General features: G+C 71.9%; 12 protein-coding genes and 1 pseudogene. 9 read left to right on the top strand and 4 right to left on the bottom strand.

The genetic code is table 11. From position 1 onward, the window contains the following. Positions 1 to 2: 2 nt before the first annotated feature. Together ACZ6KF_RS27130 and ACZ6KF_RS27125 are read right to left on the bottom strand one after the other, a co-directional pair. A complete protein-coding gene (locus tag ACZ6KF_RS27130) occupies positions 3 to 812 on the bottom strand; it encodes an aspartyl/asparaginyl beta-hydroxylase domain-containing protein (RefSeq protein WP_469240764.1) in 810 nt (269 codons plus the stop codon). Then, a complete protein-coding gene (locus tag ACZ6KF_RS27125) occupies positions 797 to 1,561 on the bottom strand; it encodes a polysaccharide pyruvyl transferase family protein (RefSeq protein ID WP_356634843.1) in 765 nt (254 codons plus the stop codon). The genes ACZ6KF_RS27130 and ACZ6KF_RS27125 overlap by 16 nt, the downstream gene beginning before the upstream one ends. 162 nt (positions 1,562 to 1,723) lie before the next feature. Here ACZ6KF_RS27125 and ACZ6KF_RS27120 point away from each other — a divergent pair, with 162 nt between their 5' ends. Together ACZ6KF_RS27120 and ACZ6KF_RS27115 are read left to right on the top strand one after the other, a co-directional pair. After that, positions 1,724 to 2,290 (top strand): DUF6492 family protein, encoded by a 567-nt coding sequence (locus ACZ6KF_RS27120; protein ID WP_469240762.1) that lies wholly within the window; start codon positions 1,724 to 1,726, stop codon positions 2,288 to 2,290. 36 nt (positions 2,291 to 2,326) lie between these two features. Then, positions 2,327 to 2,428: pseudogene (locus tag ACZ6KF_RS27115) on the top strand (IS21-like element helper ATPase IstB); the annotation flags it as partial. 415 nt (positions 2,429 to 2,843) lie between these two features. Here ACZ6KF_RS27115 and ACZ6KF_RS27110 read toward each other — a convergent pair. Beyond that, positions 2,844 to 4,094, bottom strand: coding sequence for an ATP-binding protein (locus ACZ6KF_RS27110; RefSeq protein WP_469240797.1), 1,251 nt, complete (start codon positions 4,092 to 4,094; stop codon positions 2,844 to 2,846). A gap of 535 nt (positions 4,095 to 4,629) precedes the next feature. Then, a complete protein-coding gene (locus tag ACZ6KF_RS27105) occupies positions 4,630 to 4,836 on the bottom strand; it encodes a hypothetical protein (protein WP_469240760.1) in 207 nt (68 codons plus the stop codon). Between the two features lie 613 nt (positions 4,837 to 5,449). On the opposite strand from ACZ6KF_RS27105, the gene ACZ6KF_RS27100 reads away from it, so the two are divergent. The 7 genes from ACZ6KF_RS27100 to ACZ6KF_RS27070 are packed head-to-tail and all read left to right on the top strand — an operon-like array spanning position 5,450 to position 20,580. Beyond that, on the top strand, positions 5,450 to 7,243 hold the full coding sequence (locus ACZ6KF_RS27100; protein ID WP_469240758.1) for a non-ribosomal peptide synthetase: 1,794 nt from the start codon (positions 5,450 to 5,452) through the stop codon (positions 7,241 to 7,243). A 17-nt stretch (positions 7,244 to 7,260) separates the two neighbouring features. Then, on the top strand, positions 7,261 to 8,694 hold the full coding sequence (locus tag ACZ6KF_RS27095; protein ID WP_469240755.1) for a condensation domain-containing protein: 1,434 nt from the start codon (positions 7,261 to 7,263) through the stop codon (positions 8,692 to 8,694). Beyond that, complete coding sequence (locus tag ACZ6KF_RS27090; RefSeq protein WP_356634855.1) at positions 8,691 to 9,602, top strand: sugar phosphate isomerase/epimerase family protein; 912 nt, start codon at positions 8,691 to 8,693, stop codon at positions 9,600 to 9,602. Before ACZ6KF_RS27095 ends, ACZ6KF_RS27090 begins: the two co-directional genes overlap by 4 nt. Then, a complete protein-coding gene (locus ACZ6KF_RS27085; protein ID WP_469240753.1) occupies positions 9,599 to 14,701 on the top strand; it encodes an amino acid adenylation domain-containing protein in 5,103 nt (1,700 codons plus the stop codon). The genes ACZ6KF_RS27090 and ACZ6KF_RS27085 overlap by 4 nt, the downstream gene beginning before the upstream one ends. After that, positions 14,698 to 18,255 carry a beta-ketoacyl synthase N-terminal-like domain-containing protein gene (locus tag ACZ6KF_RS27080; protein ID WP_469240751.1) on the top strand — a complete coding sequence of 1,186 codons (3,558 nt, stop codon included), beginning with the start codon at positions 14,698 to 14,700 and terminating at the stop codon, positions 18,253 to 18,255. Before ACZ6KF_RS27085 ends, ACZ6KF_RS27080 begins: the two co-directional genes overlap by 4 nt. Next, the gene (locus tag ACZ6KF_RS27075) at positions 18,255 to 19,220 is read left to right on the top strand and encodes a beta-ketoacyl-[acyl-carrier-protein] synthase family protein (RefSeq protein WP_356634861.1); all 966 of its coding nucleotides are present in this window, start codon (positions 18,255 to 18,257) and stop codon (positions 19,218 to 19,220) included. The genes ACZ6KF_RS27080 and ACZ6KF_RS27075 overlap by 1 nt, the downstream gene beginning before the upstream one ends. Before the next feature lie 52 nt (positions 19,221 to 19,272). Then, on the top strand, positions 19,273 to 20,580 hold the full coding sequence (locus tag ACZ6KF_RS27070) for an MFS transporter (RefSeq protein ID WP_469240749.1): 1,308 nt from the start codon (positions 19,273 to 19,275) through the stop codon (positions 20,578 to 20,580). Positions 20,581 to 20,584 lie beyond the last annotated feature (4 nt).

Here is a 20,584-nt window from a genome sequence, read left to right as displayed (position 1 = left end):
GGCTACTGGACGTCCAGGAACCCGATGTGACGGGCCTCGGCCTCGCGGACACCGGGAGCGATGCGCTCCCACCGCCTGACTGCACGCCGGCCGACCGGTTCGGCGACGGCCGGGGCACGCGTGAAGCCGGCCGGGGGCGGCCCCTGCCCGAACATCGCCGCACAGGCGTCCGCCGTCATGAGCATGTCCCACACCAGATGAATCCGCTCACCCGCCCCACCGTTCTCCGCGGCGTGCACACAGCCGTGGTTGACCAGGTAGACCGCCCCCGCCGCCAGGTGGTGCACCTCACCGTCGAGGACCACCACCGCCGCAGGATGCGTCACGAGCGGCAGATGGAAGCGGGCCCGCACACCCACCTGGCCGTCCCGCGAATGCACCACGCTGTGCTCCTCGTGCGGGGCCAGCGCGGCCCCTTGCCCCAGCACGTTGACCCGGAAGTTCACCAGGTGGGGAAGCGAACCGATCAAGGAAGCCAGCACCGGCAGCCGCTCCCCGTGATGGAAGCGTTTGCCGAAACAGGACAGATCATGGTCGCGGGAGAAGTCGTCGGCCCGCCCCGAGGCGTTGAGCAGACTGAACTGCTCGACCCGCCCCGTGGGCCCTGCCCACCGGGTCACATGCCCGACCGCCCCGGCACGAGACGGGCGCTGCCCGGCACGAAGACGAGCCACCTCCCTCAACAGGCCCGCGACCGTGGCCGCGTCCGCGGTCATCAGCCGCATGCACCGGATACCGGGGCGGTGGTAGTTGGCGTCCCGGATGCCTTCCAGGACACGGCGCAATCCGTGGTCGTTCACCGGAACGGACATCTCTCCAGGAGCAGATCGAGGTCGGGCAGCTCGACGGGCAGGGTCGCGAAATCCGCGAGACGGGCCGGAACCAGCCCCGCACCGAAACGGCCCACGGGGCATGGCGGTGGGACGGGCACACCGACGGAGAGGAAGTAGTCGTGGAACTTGCTGTCATCCCCCGCGGGAAGCGGCCCGTAGGTGATCCACACGGCCGGGATGCCGTACGCGTGGCTCAGGATGATGCCGTGCAGACTGGACGAAGCGACCAGAGAGGCTCCCGACAGCCGGTCGACGACGTCCTCCACCGGCTGCTGCACATCGACGAACCGCCAGCCGTCCGGAACTCCCGCCAGAGCGCGTGCCTTGTCCGAGAAGTGCGGCACCAGTGCGACAGGCCCGCCCCGCGAACCCCCCGCACAGGGAAGGAAACGCGGCACGAGCAGGGCGGGATCACCGTACACGGGCGGGCAGACGGCACCCGAGCGCAGTGCGGCCTCACGCGTGAGCGGCCCGCGGACGCCGATCAGCTCCGCCCGCGGATCGACCACCTCACCGGCGTCCATCACACCCGCTCCCCACACGAGGGCACCCGGCCCCGCCAGGCTGATGACGCTCCCCGTGACGAAATGCTTGCGCCCCGGCCAACCCGGTGCGACCCAGCGCGCGGGGACGCCGCAGATCCGCCGGATCAGCCAAGGAGTGAGCCGGTCACCGACATTGCCCTGGCTGGGCGCCCGGCACCAGAACGCGGGTACGGCCTCGACCACACGGGCGACCTTAACCGCCGTACGACGCTGCTGATCCGCACCTACCACCGGGATGTCGCCTGGTTGCACTACGCGCTGACCGCCATCCGGACGTGGTGCCGGGGCTTCACCGAAGTCGTTGTCGTCACCCCGCGCACCGGATCATCCGCCGTACGCCGCGCCGTGAGCGGCGACGTCCGCCTCGAAGTCTGCCCGGACTACCGCGACGACTACCTGGGACAGCAGGTCACCAAACTGTACGCGGACGACTTCACCGCGTCGGAATTCATCTGCCACGTCGACTCGGACGTCATCTTCACCCGCCCCGTCACCCCGGCGGCCCTGTTCGCCGACGGCCGCCCCTGGATCGCCCGCCGCCCGGTCAGCGACCTCGGCCGTCACCGGCCCTGGCTCGCTCCCACCGAGACCTTCCTCGGCCAGCCCGTCACCCACGACTTCATGCAGCAGCCCCCGTTCACGTACCCGCGCTGGATCTACCCCGAACTGCGGGCCCTGTGCGTCGAACGCCACGGCCTGCCCCTCGACCGCTACGTCATGGGACAGCGCCCCCGGGGCTTCTCCGAGTTCAACGTCCTGGGCGCCCACGCCCACACCGCCCACCCCGCCTCGTTCACCTGGTACGAGGCGACCAGCGGCCAGGCGCCCCGACTGTGCCGCTGGTACTGGAGCAGAGCGGGCATCGATGCCGACCTGCGCAGGGAACTGGACCGGACGGTCCACCGGGACTGACGCCAGCCAGGCAGGGAGCACGGCGAGGCAGACGTCCGTCGGCGAAGACTCGACGAGCAGGCCGCCACCACCGCCGTCGACCAGGCATGCCGCATGCTCCGGCTGCCCACCGTCCGCTCCCGGATCCCCGACCTCGCCGTCCAGATACTGCTTCGGCTTCGGTGGTGCGGTCGTCGAGGAAGGCTTCACGGTGGTACCCGTCGATGCCATCGGATGGGTAGAGCAGGCTGAGCGCGGCCGGCGTGATGACGGCCTGTTTGGCCGGCGCGGTCGCGTGCCGGAGGGCGGCGCGCCACCCCTGCTGGGCAAGGTTCCGGCCGTGGCCGGACTCGTCGGTCGGGCCCGGCGCCGACCCGACGCCCTCCTGGCCGACTGCGGCTACGACCATGACACGTACCGGCGTCCGCGGTGGCGGCGCGGCATCCACCCGGTCATCGCCGAGCGAGGACAGAGTGCCGGCATCGCGCTCGCCGTCGCCCGGTGGTCCATCCGCGCAGCCACTGGCCGGACGACGGGTGATGGCGGCGTCGCGCCCGGACGGGGCCGCGTCCGATCACTGGAGAATGCCGATCACTTCACGGATGTGCCCCAGCATGGAGTAGCGGTACTCCGCTCCGCGGCAGACCTGGAGCATGGATCGATCGACGAGATCGGAGACGAGGTCGAACAGATGCGGGAAGTCGTCGGCGACGGCCTCCCGGTCCGGGCGACCGAGGAGATCCCTGACCGTGAAGGCTTCGAGGAACGCCGACAGCCAGTGCAGAAGGCGGCGCTGCTCCTCCCCGAGCATCCCGTAGCTCCAGGTGACGCTCTCGACGAGGGTTCGCTGATGGGGAAGGCCGGCAACGCTCGGTTGGGCGACGATCTGGCGAACCGGTGCCTCGAGTAATGTGTCGATCGATAACGAGCGCAGCCGCAGCGCCGCCACCTCCAGCGCGAACGGCAGTCCGTCCAGCTTGCGGCAGATCTCCGTGACAGCGGACCCGCGGCCGGTCAGGTCCAGGTCCGGGCATGCGGCCTGCGCGCGGTGGAGGAACAGCCGCTCGGCATCGACCGGGGACAGCGGTCGAACCTCCACGGTCTTGACCCCGGCTGCGGCCACGGCATGTCGAGAAGTGATCAAGATCCATAAATCAGGGAACTCCGCCAGTAGCCGCTGGCACGCCCGGACCGCAGGCGTCTGCAGATGCTCGATGTTGTCGATGACCACCAGCCGCCGCATCGCTTCGGAATCGTCGCCCGGCGATCCCTCGCTCAGCAGAGCCTCGCAGACCGCGCGCCAGATAGCCGTCTCGTCGTGGTCCTCGGACTTCTCTCCGAGGTCGACGACCGATACGCCTCCTGCGAACTGACTTCGTGAACGGTCCGCGACGGCGAACGCCAACTTCGTCTTGCCGACTCCCCCAGGCCCGACCAAGGTGGTCCACCGGTCTCGATGCAGACTTTCGCACATGCGGGAGATGTCGTTCTTCCGCCCAACCAACGAGTCGTGATCGTCTCCGGCGCGCACGCCGTTCGACGCCGACACCCCTGCCGACCGACCGGGCAGGGCTACAGATATCTCTATCCCGTTCCTATCGGTGAAATCCCGAAGCACATACTCCGCCTCAAAGCGACCCGCCGCCTGGAAAGCCGCCACCACGAGCGACAGCGACGAATTCCGGGGCGACTGCACCGCACCGGTCTCGATGTTCCTGACAGTTCGTACACTCACTCCCGAGCGATCAGCAAGTTCCTCCTGGGACCAACCCGCATCCATACGTTGCCGGGCAAGCAGTCCCCCGAGGGTATTGCCATGTCCCATCATTCAGACCTTCGGCCCCAAATCCTGAGATCGAGCACACACCAACTCGCGCAGCAATCCATCCAGCATCGAGAATCAGAAGTACTCACAGGCCCCCGGCGCGCCACCCTCAATGAAGTGATGACGAACAACCGTGCTACCAAGGCTTCCCGTCTGCAACCCAGGCGTCAACCCTTGGCCGAACCTTGATCGCTGGGCATTAGCAAAGTTTGGCGCCAGCCCGCCACCCCCTCGACACTCTCCTGTCAGGGATGACTTCATTCCGTAATCAACAACCGAGGATCCCTGTGTGATGTTGATCACATGAGAGATCATATGGCGTGTGGGGTCTCAAGATGCTTGACGGTTCGGCCACGGGCGCTGCTTGACGACCGTCCGGTCGACCTCCGCCACGGCCGCGCCTGCGGCGCCGGCGCGTCTGCCCTTGGCCCGGCCCGGCGGGCGTCCCGCTGGACCACGAGCCGACCGGCGGCGTGTGCAGCCGCGACGTACGCGCCGAATGAAGGCGGGGCGGACGGCTGGCCGGCGCGGGCCATCACGACTTCCCGCCGACCAGCGCGCAGAAGGCGGAGGTGAATTCCCTGATCACCCTCGGGTTGTCGGAGAACACCGCGTCGAACCCGGCGGACAGAAGGCGCTCGACATCCTGTCGTCCTCGGCCGGAGGTACTGAGCTCGCCGCCGATGACGACAGCCATCCCGACTGGCGCGCCCGGCGCCCGCAGATGCTCGATGGCTGCCAACGCGTCCTCCGTCCCGTGACCGTTGACGGTCCCGAGGACGAGCACGTCAGGACGGAGCCGTGAGCACGCCTCCGCGAGAACCGGCGCGGGAACGCACGGACCGGGATTGCGGACGTGATGCCACGATTCCTCGAGCAGGAGCTGGAGAAGACCAGCCGCCTCAGCGGCGATTCGTTCCCCATACGGCTCGATGATGTCCGGTGCCGGATTGCGTGGACCAGACACGAACACGGCAACTGACAGGCAAGTTCGACGCGGCGCGGGCGGGCCTTCGGCCTTCCGGCCAGCCGAGTTGCCGCCCGAGTTGCCTGGTGCCGCCCGGCCGGGGCGAGCATGATCGTGAACCACGCGACTCAGGTGAGGAGGCGAGGCAGTCGGATGGACAACAACCGCGAATTCGACCTCGTCGTCTTCACGGAGGATGTCGGATCAGGATCCTCGCGATGAATCACTGAACCTCGACGCGCTCAGAGGGCTGCTCAGCGTTGCCGGAGCCGGCCCACAGCGCGGGAAGTGGTAACGGGGAGTGGTAACGATGACTTCTGATTATGCTTCTGACCTGTCCGGAAATCTCTGGTCTCCGCGTGGAATCCGTACTCTGATCCAGGAGCGGGTGGCTGCCCACCCGGACGCCTTGGCGGTCTGTGACACCGCGGGCGCGGCGCTCAGCTATGCCGAACTCTGGGAGCGGTCCGGGTGGCTCGCCGCCGAGCTGGCCGGCCGCGGGATCGGTGCCGGCGACCGCGTCGCGCTGGCCCTGGGGCGCTCGGTCGATTTCGTGGTCGCGGTGCTCGGCGTGATCCGTGCCGGGGCCGCCTACATCCCGCTGGACCCGATGGCCCCGCCCGAGCGGGTGGACGGCATCCTGGCGGACGCCGAACCCGCCGTGATCCTGGCCGCGCCGAATCCGTTGCCCGCTCTGCCGCCGACACGGACACGCGTTGTCACCGGGCTGCCCGACCGGGACCCGGGCACCCCGCTCCCGGATCCCGCCTCCGATGCGGAATCCGTCTTCTACATCGGCTTCACCTCGGGCTCGACGGGCCGGCCGAAGGGCGTCATGATTCCGCACCGTGCCGTCGAGCGCTTTGCCACCGCACCCACCTACGTACGCTTACAACCGGGCCTGCGGGTCGCGTGCCTGGGAAACCCGGCGTTCGACATCATCCTTTTCGAGGTCTGGACCACACTGGCCGGCGGCGGGACCGTGGTGATCCTGCCGGACGCCGTCGACGTCCCGATCGCGGACTGGGCCGCGGTGCTGGCCGGGGAGCGGATCGACATGCTGTTCCTGACCACGGCGCTGCTGGAGATGATCGTCCTGGAGAATCCCGGCGCCTTCGCCTCGGTGCGGACGGTGCTTTTCGGCGGCGACGTCGTAGACCCGGGCGCACTGCGTGCGATCTGCGCGGCCGAACCGCCGCGCGAGCTCGTACACGTCTACGGCCCGACTGAGACGGCCACCTTCGCCAGTTCGCACGTGTGCCGAGGCGAGGAGCTGCGCGACGCTCGTCGGGTCCCGATCGGCAAGGCGGTCCAGTCGACGACACTGTCGCTGCGCGACGCGGACCTGCGACCGGTGCCGTCCGGCGAGGTCGGCGAGATCTGCATCGGCGGGCCCCAGGTCGCACTGGGCTACCTCGGCCTGCCCGGGCCGACGGCGGAGCGCTTCGTCGTCCTGCCGGACGGCGAGAGGATCTACCGGACCGGTGACCTGGGTCGGCTGCTCCCGGACGGCACCTTCGACTTCGTGGGCCGCGTGGACCGCCAGGTCAAGGTGCGCGGCTTCCGGGTGGAACTGGGCGAGGTCGAGGCGGCCGCGCTGCGCACCGGTCTCGTGGCAGCCGTGGTGGTGGAGCGGGTGGGCGAGGGACCGGAGGCGCACCTGGTGGGCTTCGCGGCCCCCACCGCCGAGGCCGATCCCACCGATCCGGTCGCCGGTCTCATCAGGGCTTTGCGTCAGGCCCTGCCCGAGTACATGGTCCCCCACCGGTGGCAGCTTTTCCCCACGCTTCCGATCAGCTCCAACGGGAAGGTGGACCGGACCGGGCTGCTGGCCGGCCTGGCGGAGTCCGCGACCGCGGCCGACGTCGCGAACGGCGCGAGCGGCAGCGCCGCCCCGGTCGACGCGGACGCCGACGTCGCGACAGACTCCGTCGAGCCGGAATCAGAACTCTGCGCCCTCCTGTGCGAGGTCGTGGCCAGTGTGCTCCACCTCCCGCAGGTGAGGCCCGAGGACAACTTCCTCGACCTCGGCGGCACCTCCATCCTGGCGCTGCAGGCGGCGAGTCGGCTGCGCAAGGCGCTGATGTCCGACGTCCTGTTGAACCCCGCGGAGATTCTTTTCGCGGACAGTCTCAGAGACCTGAGCCGAAGCCTCCTCGACCCGACCGACGCCGTACGGTGAGGGGCGAGTTCGGGCCGGTGCCGACGCGTCGCGCGGCCAGGACGGCGCCGCTGTCGTCGGCCCAGGAGTCGCTGTGGTTCCTGCGGGCCGCCGATCCGGAGGCGACGACCTATCACATACCCACGCTGTTACAGAGACCGCGGGGTATTGACGTCGGCACCCTCCGTGCCGCCCTGACCGCGGTCGCGGTGCGTCACGAGATGCTCCGCACCACCTTCCCCGTGCGGGACGGCGGGCCGGTACAGCGGATCGGGGATCCCGGCCCGATCGACGTCGAGGTGGTCGACGTGCGAGACCGCCCTGATGCCGAGAGCTTCGTGGTACGCGACGCCCGCGCCCGGTCCGCCGCGGCCTTCGATCTGGAGGACGCGTCGCCGCTCCGCTGTGTCGTATGGCAAGGACTGGCCTCCGGCGACGCGGTACTGCTCTGCGTCCACCACATCGCCATCGACCAGTGGTCCCTGGCGATTCTGGTCGAGGACCTGGCCACGGCCTACGACGCCGTCGAAGCCGGGACCGACGTCCGGCTTCCCGAGGTCCCGCTCCAGTTCGCGGACTTCGCGGCCTGGGAGAGGGAAGCGCTCGGCACCGATCGGGCGCGCCTGACGGAATCGCAGCGGATCGCGGACCTGCGCGGTTACCCGTACCAGCTGCGGCTCGGCGCGGCGCCGCCCGGCGACGCCGCGCAGGCCGGACCGGACAGCGAGCGCGGGCTGCTCGACCTGATGTTCCCTCAGAGCGTCCGGGAACTGTTGCCGCGACGGGCCCGGGAGCTGCGGGCGACGCCGTTCCTCCTGGCGTTTGCGGCCTTCCAGGAGACTGTACGGCGCTGGTCCGGTCAGGAGCGGTTCCTGATCGGCACCACGTTGACCCAGCGCTCCGGCGCCGAGCTGGACCGGACCGTCGGCTACTTCCTCAATACGGTGCCGCTGCGCTGCCGCGTCCGGGCGTCCGCGAGTTTCGCGGAGCTCTGCGGCGTGGTCCGCCAGGAGTTCACCGAGGGCATGCGGTGCCAGGCGACGCCGTTCGACCGCCTGGTCCGGGGCCTTTCGGTGAGCCGTGCCGGCCGGCCGCTGACGCAGCTCGCGTTCAGCGTGCTGCCGGCCGGGCCGACCGAATCCGTGGGCCCATGGCGAGAGTTGCCCGTCCCTCCGCTCGGCAAGGCGGCGTTCGACCTCACCGTGCTGGTGGCCGCGGGCGGCGGCCGGCCGACCGGGGTGATCGAGTTCGACCCGGCCGTCTATCCGCGGCAGACGGTCGCGGCGCTGCATGACGACTTCACAACCCTGTTGGCTGCCGCCCTGGCCGACCCGGGCGTCCCGGTGTCCCGGCTGCCGCTGTCTCCCCGCCCCGGCGGCGGATCACAGGGAACGTTGATCGGGCCGCAGATGGATCTCGTGACCATGGTCCGTAGCCGCGTGGCGGCCACGGGGAAGGAAGGACGCGGATGACCGAGCAGACCGCCGACCAGAGTGCCGAGACAACCCCCCAGGTGATTGCCGAGCCCTGGAAGGCCAGCGTGGGCCTGGTCGTCGACCAGGCGTACCTGGGCTCGCCGTACACCGGCGTCGACGCGTGGCGCGCGGCTGCGGAGGCCGGCGCGGAGTGGCTCAGCGTCGTCGTGGAGGCGTACGACCTCCCCGCGGAGAGGATCCACCAGCTGCGCGACGACGCCGACAAGGCCGGCATCCCGATCAACCTGGTCGCCTGTCCCGCCTTCGGGCTGGCCGACCCCCGCGACGCGGTCCGCGCCTTCAACCTGGAATGGGCCAAGGCCCAGGTGGACTTCGCCCGGGGCGTCGGCGCGCGCCGGGTGAAGGTCCTGCTGGGCGAGTGGATCTGGAAGGGCAACTGGTCGAACGAGCTGCAGTGGCAGCTGGTCGTCGAGAACCTGCGCCGTCTGTGCGACTACGCGGAGCAGCACTCGATCATGGTGAGCGTTGAGCCGGAAGCGCTGGAGAACGCGTACGTCAACGACACGTACTCCTTGGTGCAGCTGCTGGACGATGTGGCCTCGCCGGTACTGTCGGCGAACGTCGACACCTCCCACCTCGTGGTCCGCGCGGTCCACCCGAGTGGAATCAGGCTCCTGAAGGGCCGACTGGACACCGTCAACTTCTCCGACTCCAACGGCCGCTGGCACGAACACCTGCCGCCCGGCACCGGGGTGAGCGACATGGCGGCCTTCGCCGCCGAAGTGAGCAACGCCCGGCAGTCCGACGACGCTCTGGTCGCGGTGGTGGTCGGCCCGTTCGCCGACCCGGAGAACGCCTACGAGAAGGTGGCCGCGTCGGTGGGCGCCACCCGCCGGCTGTTCGGTGTGCCCCTGGATCCGGCCGGCGGCGGGACGGATCTGTGACGCCGGGCGCACCGGACTCCCGCACACAACTCCTCGACCTGGTCGTCGCGCAGTTGGCGACCGCCCCGGCGACCGCGGGCGTCACCTGCGGCGGCCGTTTCACGCCCTACAGCCGGATCGACGCCTGGGCCTGGGAGGTCGCCGACGCTCTGCGAGGCGTCGGCGTCGGCCGCGGCGACATCGTGCCTGTCGCGTCCGGCCGGGGCGCCGCCATGGTCGCCGGCTGGCTCGGCGTGCTGCGCGCCGGGGCCGCCTACCTGCCGATCGACGTCGACCTGCCGGACGAGCGCGTCGCCTACCTGGCCGCCGACAGCAAGGCGCGGGTGGCGCTGGTCGACGCATCTCCGGGTGCGCCGACGGCAGCGTTCGACTCCAGCGTGGCAGTGCTCAGCATCGACGATCTGCCGACGCCGGTTCCGTCCGTGGGCCTGGATCCCGCCGCGGACACCGGACCGGCCGGCGCGTCGGCCGCCGGTCCCGAGCTGACCGAGAGCGACCCGGCGTGCGTCCTCTACACCTCCGGCAGCACCGGCCGGCCCAAGGGCGTGGTCATCGATCACGGCACGCTGCTCCAGGCGGCGCTGCGCTGGTGCTGGCTGTTCCCGTTCGAGCGCGGCGACCGCGTCCTGTCGGCTGCCTCCGTGTCCTTCGACGCCGGCAACGCCGACATCGCCGCGGCGCTGGTGTCCGGCACGGACCTGATACTGGCGACCGACGCGCAGCGCCGCGACCCGGCGCTGTTGGCTCCACTGCTGACCGCCGAGCCCGGTGTGAGTGCGCTCTTCGGGACCCCCAGTGCCGTGCACGCCGCGCTGGCCGAGGTCGCCCCCGGCACCGGCCGGGTGCGGCACGTCGTCATGGGCGGCGAGGTGCTCACCGGCGGCCGGGTACGCGAGGTTCGCGCCAAGCTCGGCTGCCGGGTCACCAACGTCTGGGGCGTCACCGAGGCCCCGGCGATCACCACGACGCACACCGCCGACCCGGAGACGGATCCGGAGCTGCCCGGCATCGGGACGCCGGTCCCGAACACCCGGGTCTACCTGCTCGGCCCGAACCTGGAACCGGTGCCGGACGGAGCCGTCGGCGAGCTCTACATCGCCGGCGCCGGGGTCGCCGGCGGATACTTCGGCAGTCCCTCCCTGACAGCGCGGCGCTTTCTCCCCGACCCCTGGTCCCAGATCCCAGGCGCCCGCATGTTCGCCTCGCGCGACCTGGCGGTCCTGCGGCCGGACGGCGGCCTCGAATACCGTGGCCGGGCCGACCAGCAGGTCAAGGTGAACGGGAACCGCGTCGAACTCGGCGAGGTCCAAGCGCTCCTGGAGGCGGTACCGGGCGTGCGAAGCGCGGCGGTGCTCGCCGGTCGCGAGGCCGACCGTGACCGGCTCGTCGGCTATGTCGAAGTCGACGAGTCCGCCCCGCCGACCGCTGGGCACGTCCGCACCGCCCTGCGCCGCTGGCTGCCCGCGGCCGTCGTCCCCACGTCGGTCCGGGTCGTCGCGACCATGCCCCGCTCCGCGCACGGGAAGCTCGACGTCGCTGCGCTGCGCTCGGCCCCGTGGCAGGAGCTGGCTGCCGCGGCGGATGAGAACGGTCCCGACCCGGCGGCCCGCTCCGCCGACCACGCTCTGTCCGTGCGTCTCTTCGCCCGAGCCCTGGGCCGGGACGAGGAGACCGCCGACTTGGCGGCGGACGCCGACTTCTTCGCCCTCGGCGGCACGTCGATGCTCGCTGCACGGATGATCACCGAAGCTCAGACCCCGGACCACCCCGCTCTGGCGCTGCGCGACTTCCTCGCCGACCCGACGGTCGGCGGGTTCGCCAAGGCGCTGGCCGCTGCGGCGTCCTCGTCACCGCAAGCCGCGGCGTCGAGAACCACCACATCGTCCCTAATCGCTTCCTCGGACGCCGGACACTCCGACGGAGCCGGTGACACGTTCCCGGCCGACAGCGCCCAGCGGCGGCTCTGGATCCTCAACCAAGTTCCCTCCTATCGGACCGCCTATCTGATTCCCGGTGTGCTGGAGCTGACCGGACCGGTGGACCCAAAGACGGTGTGCTCGGTGGTGCGGAGGGTGCTGGAACGGCATCCCATGCTGCGCGCCCGCTTCCGTCTGGCCGCCGACGGCCGCGGTGTCGAAGGCCGGCTCGGGCCCCCGCCCGAGGTCGGCCGCCTCGATGCCGCAGGCCTGGACGACGCGGCGCTCGCCGCTCACATCGACGCCCTGTGCGGCAACCCATTCGACCTCCAAAACCAGGCTCCGGTGCGGGCCGAGGTGATCACCCACGGCACGCGGGTGCTCCTGGTGCTGTGCGCGCACCACATCGCCGTGGACGGGGTGTCGCTTCGCTTGCTGCTCGGCGAGATCGCCTCGACGTACCGGGCCCGTCGATCCGGCGCGCCGGACGCGGCGCTGCCCCCCACACGGCTGCCGGCGCTGCCGACGACGACCCAGGAGCGCACCGACGACCTGGTCGCGTCGCTGCGCGGCGCGCCGACCGACGTGCTGCTGCCGCACGACCGACTGCGGCCGCAGACCGCCGACACCGCCGCCTGCTCCTGTCCGGTGCCGCTGGACGCCGCGGTGGCGGCCCGGATCGCGGACTTCGCCGCCGACCACGACGTGAGCGTGTTCATGGTGCTGGCGGCGGCCGTGGCGGTCGCCCTGGCCCGCCGCTCCGGACAACGCGATTTCCTCCTCACCTCGCCGTGGGCCGGCCGGGAGGACGCGGACCGCGCCGAGGTCATCGGGATGCTGGTCAACACCCTGGTCATCAGGGCGGACCTGCGGGGCGCGCAGACCTGGACCGACGTCCTGGCCCGTGTTCGGATCGCGGCGCTGACCGCGTACCGGCATGCCGACGTGCCGTTCGACGACGTGGTGGCCCGGCTCCAACCGGAGCGGGACCTGAGCCGGCCGCCGCTGACCCCGGTCGAGATCTCCCTGTCCGACGGCGCCCTGCCGCCGATGGACCTCGGTGCCGACGTCGTGGCCCGCTGGCTGCCCACCGGGTTCGCGCGGGCCAAGTACGAGCTCGTCGTCGACGCCCAGACCACCGGCGCCGGGCTGGACCTCGCTCTGGGCTACGTGACCGCGCTGTTCGACGCCTCCACCGGCGCCCGGATCGCCGCAGACCTCGGCCGCGCGCTGACCGACCTGGTCACCGACCCGGCCGCCGGGCTCGGGCTTCCCGAGACCGGACCGGCCCTGCCGGTGGCGCTCGGTGCGCTGCCCGGCGCCCCGGACGGCACGGTGCTGATCCACCGCGACACCGAGCTCACCCGCGCCGAACTCGACGCCTGGGCCTGGGGCGTGGCCACGCGGCTGCGGGCGGCCGGCATCGGTCCCGGCGACGTGGTACCGGTCGTGGCCGCCCGCGGCCCCGGAATGGTGGCCGGCTGGCTGGGCGTGCTGCGCGCCGGGGCCGCGTACACGCCGGTCTCCGCCGACGTCCCGCCGCCCCGGCTGGAGTACATCGCCCGGGAGGTGCGAGCCCGTGTGGTCCTCGTCGTCGACGGGGCTCGCGCCGCCGTCGACGACCTGGCGACCATCGACATCACCGGCCTGAGCGGGCCGGCGACCGCGCCGCCACCGGTCACCGGGACGGATCCGGCCGCGGTCCTGTTCACCTCCGGCACCACCGGCAATCCCAAGGGCGTCGTGGTCACCCACGGCAATCTGACCTCGTACATCGCGGCCCTGCACGGGACGTACCCGGGCCTGGTCGGCACCCGGCACCTGCTGGCCAGCACCGCCGACACCGACTTCTCCGGCACCGTTGTACTCGCCCCGGTCGCCACCGGCGGGTCCACGGTCATCGCCGACGACGCCGAGTGCCTCGACGGCCGTCTGCTGGCCGAGCTGATCCGCCGGCACCGGATCGAGGTCGTCAAGCTCACGCCGTCGCACGCGGCGCGGCTGCTCGGCACCCCGTTCGGCGCCGCGCTGCGCGATGTCGACGTGCTGGTGCTCGGCGGCGAGCCGATCACCGCCGCTCTGGTCGGGGAGCTTGCCGCGGCGCGCCCGCCGGGCACGCTGACGATCAACCACTACGGCCCGACCGAGACCACGATCGGCGCCGTGACCCACGCGCTGGATGCGGGGGTCCCCGGGACGCCGCCGGTGGGCCGGCCGCTGCCGGACGTCAGGGTCCTGGTCCTGGACGAGGACCTGCGCCCGCTGCCGGACGGCGAAGCCGGGATGCTCTGGATCGGCGGCCCACAGGTGACGGCCGGCTACCTGCGCCGCCCCGCCGAGACGGCGCGCGCCTACCGCCTCCTGGCCGCCGACCCCGGGGCCGGGCCCATGTACCGGACCGGCGACGTGGCGGTCCGGTCGGCGGATGGCACCATCCGTTTGCACGGACGCATGGACGACCAGGTCAAGATCCGGGGATTCAGGGTCGAGTTGGGCGAGGTCCGCGCCGCGTTGCTGGCCCTGCCCGAGGTGCGTCAGGCCGAAGTGTTCGCCCACAAGGGCCGGCTCGTCGCCTTCGCCGTGATGGACGGCGGGGGAAACGAGGGCGGGGCGGGCGGCGGGTTCGACGCCGCAGCCGGCCGGCACGTGCTCGACCGGCTGCGCTCGGCACAGCCCGCCCACCTGGTTCCCGAACTCCTGGTTCCCGTCCCGGCGATCCCACTGGCCCGCACCGGCAAAGCGGACCGGGCGGCTCTGCGGGCCCTGCTGAACGGCGAACCGGGCGCGGCGCCAGGGGTGGGGCATCAGGCCTCTGTTCCGCCCGGGGCATCCGGCCCGGCCGCCGGCGAATCCGGTCTGGACCAAAAGATCCGTGCCATCTGGTGTGCACTGCTCGACCGGCCGGATGTCGGGCTCGACCAGCCGTTCTTCGAGGCCGGTGGCAACTCGCTGCTGCTGATCGCGCTCCTGGAGCGGCTTCGCGCACTGGGCGCCCGAGAGGTGGCCGTAGGTGACTTGTTCTCGCACGTCACCGTGCGGGCGCAGGCCACCCTGCTGGCCGGGGGCGACCTTCGGCTCGATGATGGGCGACCCGCCCCGACGGGGCGGCGCGACGGCCTGGCGGCCCGTCGGAGCCGGGCGAAAGCGGGGACGAGTCAAGACAACGGGGTGCGAGAGCGATGACTTCACAAACCGACATCGCCGTGACCGGCGTCGCGGGCCGGTTCCCGGACGCCTGGTTGCCGACGACGTTCTGGCAGAACGTTCAGGACGGGCGGGTCTCCGTCCGGGAACTCGATGACGAGGAACTCCGTACGGCCGGGGTGAGCGAGGACATGATCGCCGCGCCGGACTACGTCCGGTTCGGTACGCCGCTGCCCGGCTACGACCTGTTCGCGGCCGACTTCTTCGGCATCACCCCGGCCGAGGCCGAGGTCACCGATCCTCAGCAGCGACTGTTCCTCGAAGCCTGTTGGGAGGCGCTGGAGGCGGCCGGGCACGCCGGTCGCAGCCGCGAACGGCTGGTCACCGGCGTCTACGCCGGGGCGAGTTTCAGCACCTACGCGATGGCCCAGTACCTCGCACGGGCGCGGGAGGCCGGGTTCTCGGCCTTCTCCGACGGGGACATCCGGCGCGGGAGCCTCCCCGACTTCCTCCCTGCGATCGTCGCCTACCGCCTCGGTCTGCGCGGGCCGGCGATCTCGGTCCAGACGGCGTGCTCGTCGTCGCTGACCGCGGTGCACCAGGCCGTGAACGCGCTGCTGGCCGGGGACTGCGACCTGGCGTTGGCCGGCGGCACCTCGACGGTGCATCCGCCCGACGGCCACCGGCGCGACCCGGCCGGGATCATGTCGGACGACGGCCAGTGCCGCAGCTTCGACGCAGCCTCGACCGGCACCACAGCCGGCGCGGCGGTGGGCGTCGTGGTGCTCCGGCGACTGGCGGACGCGCTCGCCGACGGAGACCCCGTTCTCGCGGTCGTCAAGGGCAGCGCGGTCAACAACGACGGCCCCGACCGGCCGGGGTTCACGGCGCCCAGTCCGGCCGGGGTGGCCGACGTGGTGTCGACCGCGCTGCACACCGCCGACGTCCCGGCCGACCGCCTGATCTATGTCGAGGCGCACGGCTCCGGCACGCCGCTGGGCGACCAGGTGGAACTCCTCGGCCTGACCCGCGGGCTGCGCCAGACCACCGCGCGCACCGGGTTCTGCGGCCTGGGCTCGGTCAAGGCGAACATCGGCCACTGCGGCTCGGCGGCCGGAATCGTCGGCATGATCAAGGCCTTGCACATCGTGCAGACCGGCGAGATCCCGCCACTTCCGCACCTGCGCACCCCCCGCGATCCGGGCCTGCTGGCCGAAAGCCCGTTCGTCCTGGACACCGTGGCCCGGCGGAACGCCGCCGGCGACAGGGCCGTACTGGTCCATTCGATGGGACAGGGCGGGACCAACGTCGCCGTGGTGCTGGAGCCGGCGCCAGAGGCGGTCCGGACCGACCCATCAGGCGTGGCCGATACGGTCGAGCCTCCGGTTCGGCTGATCCTTTCGGCGCGCACCCGGGCCGCGCTGGACGTGGCGTCCCGCGAACTGGCGGACGAGTTGGCGGCTGGTCGGCACCGGCTCCGGGACGTCGCACACACCCTGCGCGTAGGGCGGCGGCACTTCGAGCATCGCCGGGTGGTGAGCGGCGACCGGTCGGCACTGATCGCCGCGCTCCGCGTCCCCCGGCCGCCCGCGGCGCGCACCGCGTTGGTCGAGCCGCGCTCGGCGCTGGTCGTCCGGACCGCCGACGGCGCCCGGCCGACGCTGATCGCCGACGCCGTGGCCCGGGCGCTGGGGTGTCCGGTGACCGTCGCGGACGAGGCCGCCGAGCAGCTGCCTTCCGAGCGCGCGTTCGTGATCGTCGCCGGCCCCGGCGCGGCCGCCGCGCACTGCCACGTCATCCAGTCGGCGACCGACGCGGACGACGACGAGATCGCCGGCCTCGTCGACGCGGCCCTGACCGCCGCGTGGCTCGACGGCGTCGACGTCGACTGGGCGACGTCGACACCGACTGTGGCCGGTGCCCGGCGTGTGCCGCTGCCGACCTATCCGTTCCAGAGGCGGCGGTTCTGGGCTCTCGACCGCATCCGACACGTCTTCGCCGCCGGCGGGGGGACTGTGCCCGGCGGTTCCGTCGAGGGCGACGGCCCGGCCGCGGCGGACGGAACCCGGCCCGAGTACCTGCCGTCCGCCGTGCCCGCGGCCGACGATGTCGAAGCCGCTCTGGTCGGGCTGTGGCAGGAGATGTTCGGCTTCGCCCCGGTCGGCGTGACGGACGAGTTCTCCGCTCTCGGCGGGACCTCCCTCACCGCGACGCGGATGGCGCTGGAGATCGCGCAGCGCCACGACGGCTTCCAGGTGAACCTGCACCGCGTCGGCGGAACCCGGACGACGGTGCGCCGCATCGCCTCCGTACTTCGCGCACGCGGGCTCGGCTCCGCCGCCTACGGCTCCGCCGACGCCGAGGGTGCACTGATCGATGCCGACCTCGACCTGCCGCTGGGCACGGCGCGCCCGACCCGGTCGGATCCGCGCCGCGCGGTGCTGCTGACCGGCGCGACCGGTTACGTCGGCGCATTTCTTCTGCACGAAGCGCAGATCGCAGGCCACGACGACATCCGCTGCCTGGTGCGCGCCCGCGACGAGGCACACGCCTGGGAGCGGGTCCGAGCCGCAGCCGCCGCCTACGGCCTGCCCGCACCGGACCCGGAGCAGGTCCGGATGGTGCCCGGCGACCTGACCGACGTCCGGCGGGCGCTGACCAGAGCGGGCAGTGGGCCCGACGGCGAACTCGGGCGGGCCGTCGGCCAGGTCCTGCACTGCGCGGCGAGCGTCGTCTTCACCGAGACCTACCGGACATTGCGCGCCGACAACGCGGTGGCCACCGCCGAACTGCTGCGGTGGGCCCGGGAGAACGGAGTCCAGGACTTCGGCTACGTCTCCTCGCTGGCGGCGTGCTCGCCCACCGGCCCCGACATGCCGATCGCCGAGACCCGCGCGCAGCCGCTGGCCGACCGGGCCGGCGGGTACGGCACCGGCAAATGGGTCAGCGAACGGCTGGCCGAGCGCGCCGAACGGGACGGGATGCGGGTCCGGATCTGGCGACCGGGGCTGATCCTCGGCGACTCGCGCAGCGGTGCCTGCAACCCCAAGGACATGACATGGCGGCTGATCGTCGCCGGCCTGGCCGTGGGCGCGCATCCGGCCGACGACCGGCTGCTGTACTCGGCCCCGGTGGACGTGGTGGCCAAGGCGATCGTGGCCGGGCTGACCGAGCCCGGCGCCGTGGGCCGGGCCCAGCACCTGGTCCACCACGAGCCGCTGTCCATACGCGGCCTCTTCGCGGCGTTGTCCGCAGCCGGGCTGCCGACCGTGCCGCTTCCGCCCGCGCGGTGGCAGCAGCTGGTCCGCGAGCGGGCACTGGACGCAGGCGACGACGTACTCGCCCCGGTCGCGCTGTTCGGCTTCAGTGAGGAACCGGGCGACCTGATCCGTGTCGAGGCGGAGGCGTGGCGGGGCTGGCTGACCCGAAGCGGACTGAGTTCCGCCGTGGACGGCCCGGCGCTGGTCCGCAGCATCCGATGGCTGGCCGGCACCGAGGGCGGGATGTACCGGGAAGTGCTGGCGGACGTCCTCGGGCACGGAGATTCCCCACGCCGCGCCGACGGCGTAGCGCTCGGCAGGAAGGTCGTGTGATGAACACTCCCATCGGCATCGGCGATATCGGCATTCTGCTGCCTGACCGCTTCGTCACCCCGGCCGAGCTGGCCGAGGCCGAGCAACTGGACAGCCATCAGCGGGAGTTCGTGGAGCGCACGGGTGTCCAGACCGTTGGCGTACTGGATGAGGAGGCCCGGGCCCTGGCCGCCCGGGCGGTCCGGACGCTGGTCGCGGACACCGGTGCCGACCCGGACGTGCTGGTGCTGGCCGCACCGCGGTCGCCGGACGTGCTGCTGGGATCCGACGTCGCCGCCGTCCAGGCCGCCGCGGGACTGCGCCGCGCCTTCGGCTTCACGGTCGACGGCCTGGGCTGTGTCGGGTCCAGTGCGGCCTGGGCACTGGGCGCCGACCTGCTGCGCGCCGACCCCTCCCGATCGTCGGTGGTGATCGCGCACGCCAGCCGGCCGACCGGACCGGACCGGGTCCGGTTCCCGGTCACCGTCGTCGGCGACGGAGCGTGCGCGATGACGCTCGTGCCCGGTGAGCGCCCGGTGTTGCGGGCGCACCGCGCCGAGATGGACGGGCAGTTCCACGACCTGTTCCGGGTGGACTACAAGGCGGGCCCGGCATACGAGTGGCGCGAGGTCTGCGACAACGTCGACGAGTACCAGTTCAAGCTCGCGCTGCACAGCCGGGACAGACTCAAGCGGCTGGTCGACCAGGTCCTCGTCGACGCCGGAGTCGACGCCGGCCGGGTCGCGGCGACCCTGATGCAGAACGTCACGGTGGGCGCCTTCGACTTCTACGAGAGTCTGCTGTCCCTGAACATCCACGACGTCTGCCGCGAGAACCTGCGTCGCTACGGCCACCTCGGGGCCATGGATGTGGTGCTCAACCTGCGCGATCTGCTCGCGGGCGGCGACCTGGCGCGGGGCGACCTCGTGCTGGTCCTCAACAACAGTCAGGTGGCGGCCTGGGCCGTGACCCTGTGGGAGGTCTGATGCGGCCAGATGCGGTCCCAGTGACGGTCCGGAGACTGCGGAGGAGGACGCGGTGAGCGAGGTGGACGACGCGGCGGGCTCGCCTGCGGACACTGCCGTGCTGGAACGGACGCGCGGATGGGGCGGCGCAAACCGGCTGATCGCGGCGGCGGGCGTGTCGGCGCTGGGCGACGGCCTGCGGGCCACCGCGCTACCGCTGCTGGCGGTCACCTACACCACCGATCCCACGCTGCTCGCGCTGGTCACTGTGGCCGGCACCGTGCCGATGCTGCTGTCGCCGCTGGCCGGGGTGGCCGCCGACCGCTGGCCGCGCCGGAGCCTGATGGTGTGGCTGGACCTGGGGCGCGCGGTGATCGTCGGATTGGTCGCCCTGCTGATCTGGACCGAGTCCGCCGGTCTGGCCGTGCTCTACGCGGCTGCCTTCCTGCTGGGTATCGGCGAAACAATGTTCGGCATCACCGCGCAGGCCTACTTGCCGGAGGTGGTGTCCAAGGCACGGCTGACGTCGGCCAACGGCCGGCTCCAGGCCGTCCAACTGATCTTCCTGGACACCGTCGGGCAGCCGCTTGGCGGCCTGCTGTTCGCGGTATCCGCGGCGCTGCCGTTCCTCTTGGACGCCGCGTCGTTCGCGATCGGTGTCGTAATCCTGCTGACCGTGCATTCGCTGTCCACCTCCGCCGCGACGTCCGCGGCGACATCAGTCGCCGGCACCGGAACCGGCTCGGCCCCCAAGTCGCCGGGCTGGGGCGAGATGGTCCGGGACGGATTCCGCTACCTGCGCGGCGACCGGCTGCTGATGCTGCTGGCCGTGATGCTCGGGTGGCTCAACTTCTTCTTCGCGGGGGTCAGCGCGATCCTCGTGCTCTACGTCCTGGAGGTCCTGGACCTGGGCAAGACGGCGTACGGGTTCTTCCTCGCTGTCGCCGCGCTCGGCGGGCTCGTCGGCGGGCTGGCCGCCTCCCGGCTGCGGGAGCGGTTCGGGACGTTCCCGGTCGTGTCCACGGCGCTGATAGCGCTCGGCGCAGCCTGTCTGCTCATGGGCCTGGTGCACGACCCGGTGGCCGGAGTGGCAGGCTTCTTCGCCCTCAACCTGGCCGCGGTGGTGTACCAGGCGCTCACCGTCGCGTTCCGCCAGACGACGGTCCCGCGCGAGGTGATCGGCCGCATCAACGGTGTCTACCGGCTGATCGGCACGGGGGGCGCGCCGCTGGGCGCGGTCTGTGCCGGCCTGGTCGCCGGGCAGACCGAGATCTGGACGCCGTTCGTGGTCAGCGGGGCCGCGCTGCTGCTGCTCGCGGCGGTCACCTGGCGGCCGCTGCGGCGGCTGGGCGGGCCGCGCGGCGCCGAGGCGGAGGGCTGACCCG

Source organism: Streptomyces sp. NPDC046379 (assembly GCF_055587785.1).
The sequence above is the reverse complement of the archived record's forward strand: the minus strand, read 5'-3'. Positions and strand labels throughout refer to the sequence as shown.

Excerpts from the sequence above, each read along its gene's own strand:
- ACZ6KF_RS27130 (WP_469240764.1), bottom strand. The coding sequence starts at position 812 with ATGTCCGTTCCGGTGAACGACCACGGATTGCGCCGTGTCCTGGAAGGC.
- ACZ6KF_RS27110 (WP_469240797.1), bottom strand. The coding sequence starts at position 4,094 with ATGGGACATGGCAATACCCTCGGGGGACTGCTTGCCCGGCAACGTATG.
- ACZ6KF_RS27090 (WP_356634855.1), top strand. The coding sequence starts at position 8,691 with ATGACCGAGCAGACCGCCGACCAGAGTGCCGAGACAACCCCCCAGGTG.
- ACZ6KF_RS27080 (WP_469240751.1), top strand. The coding sequence starts at position 14,698 with ATGACTTCACAAACCGACATCGCCGTGACCGGCGTCGCGGGCCGGTTC.
- ACZ6KF_RS27075 (WP_356634861.1), top strand. The coding sequence starts at position 18,255 with ATGAACACTCCCATCGGCATCGGCGATATCGGCATTCTGCTGCCTGAC.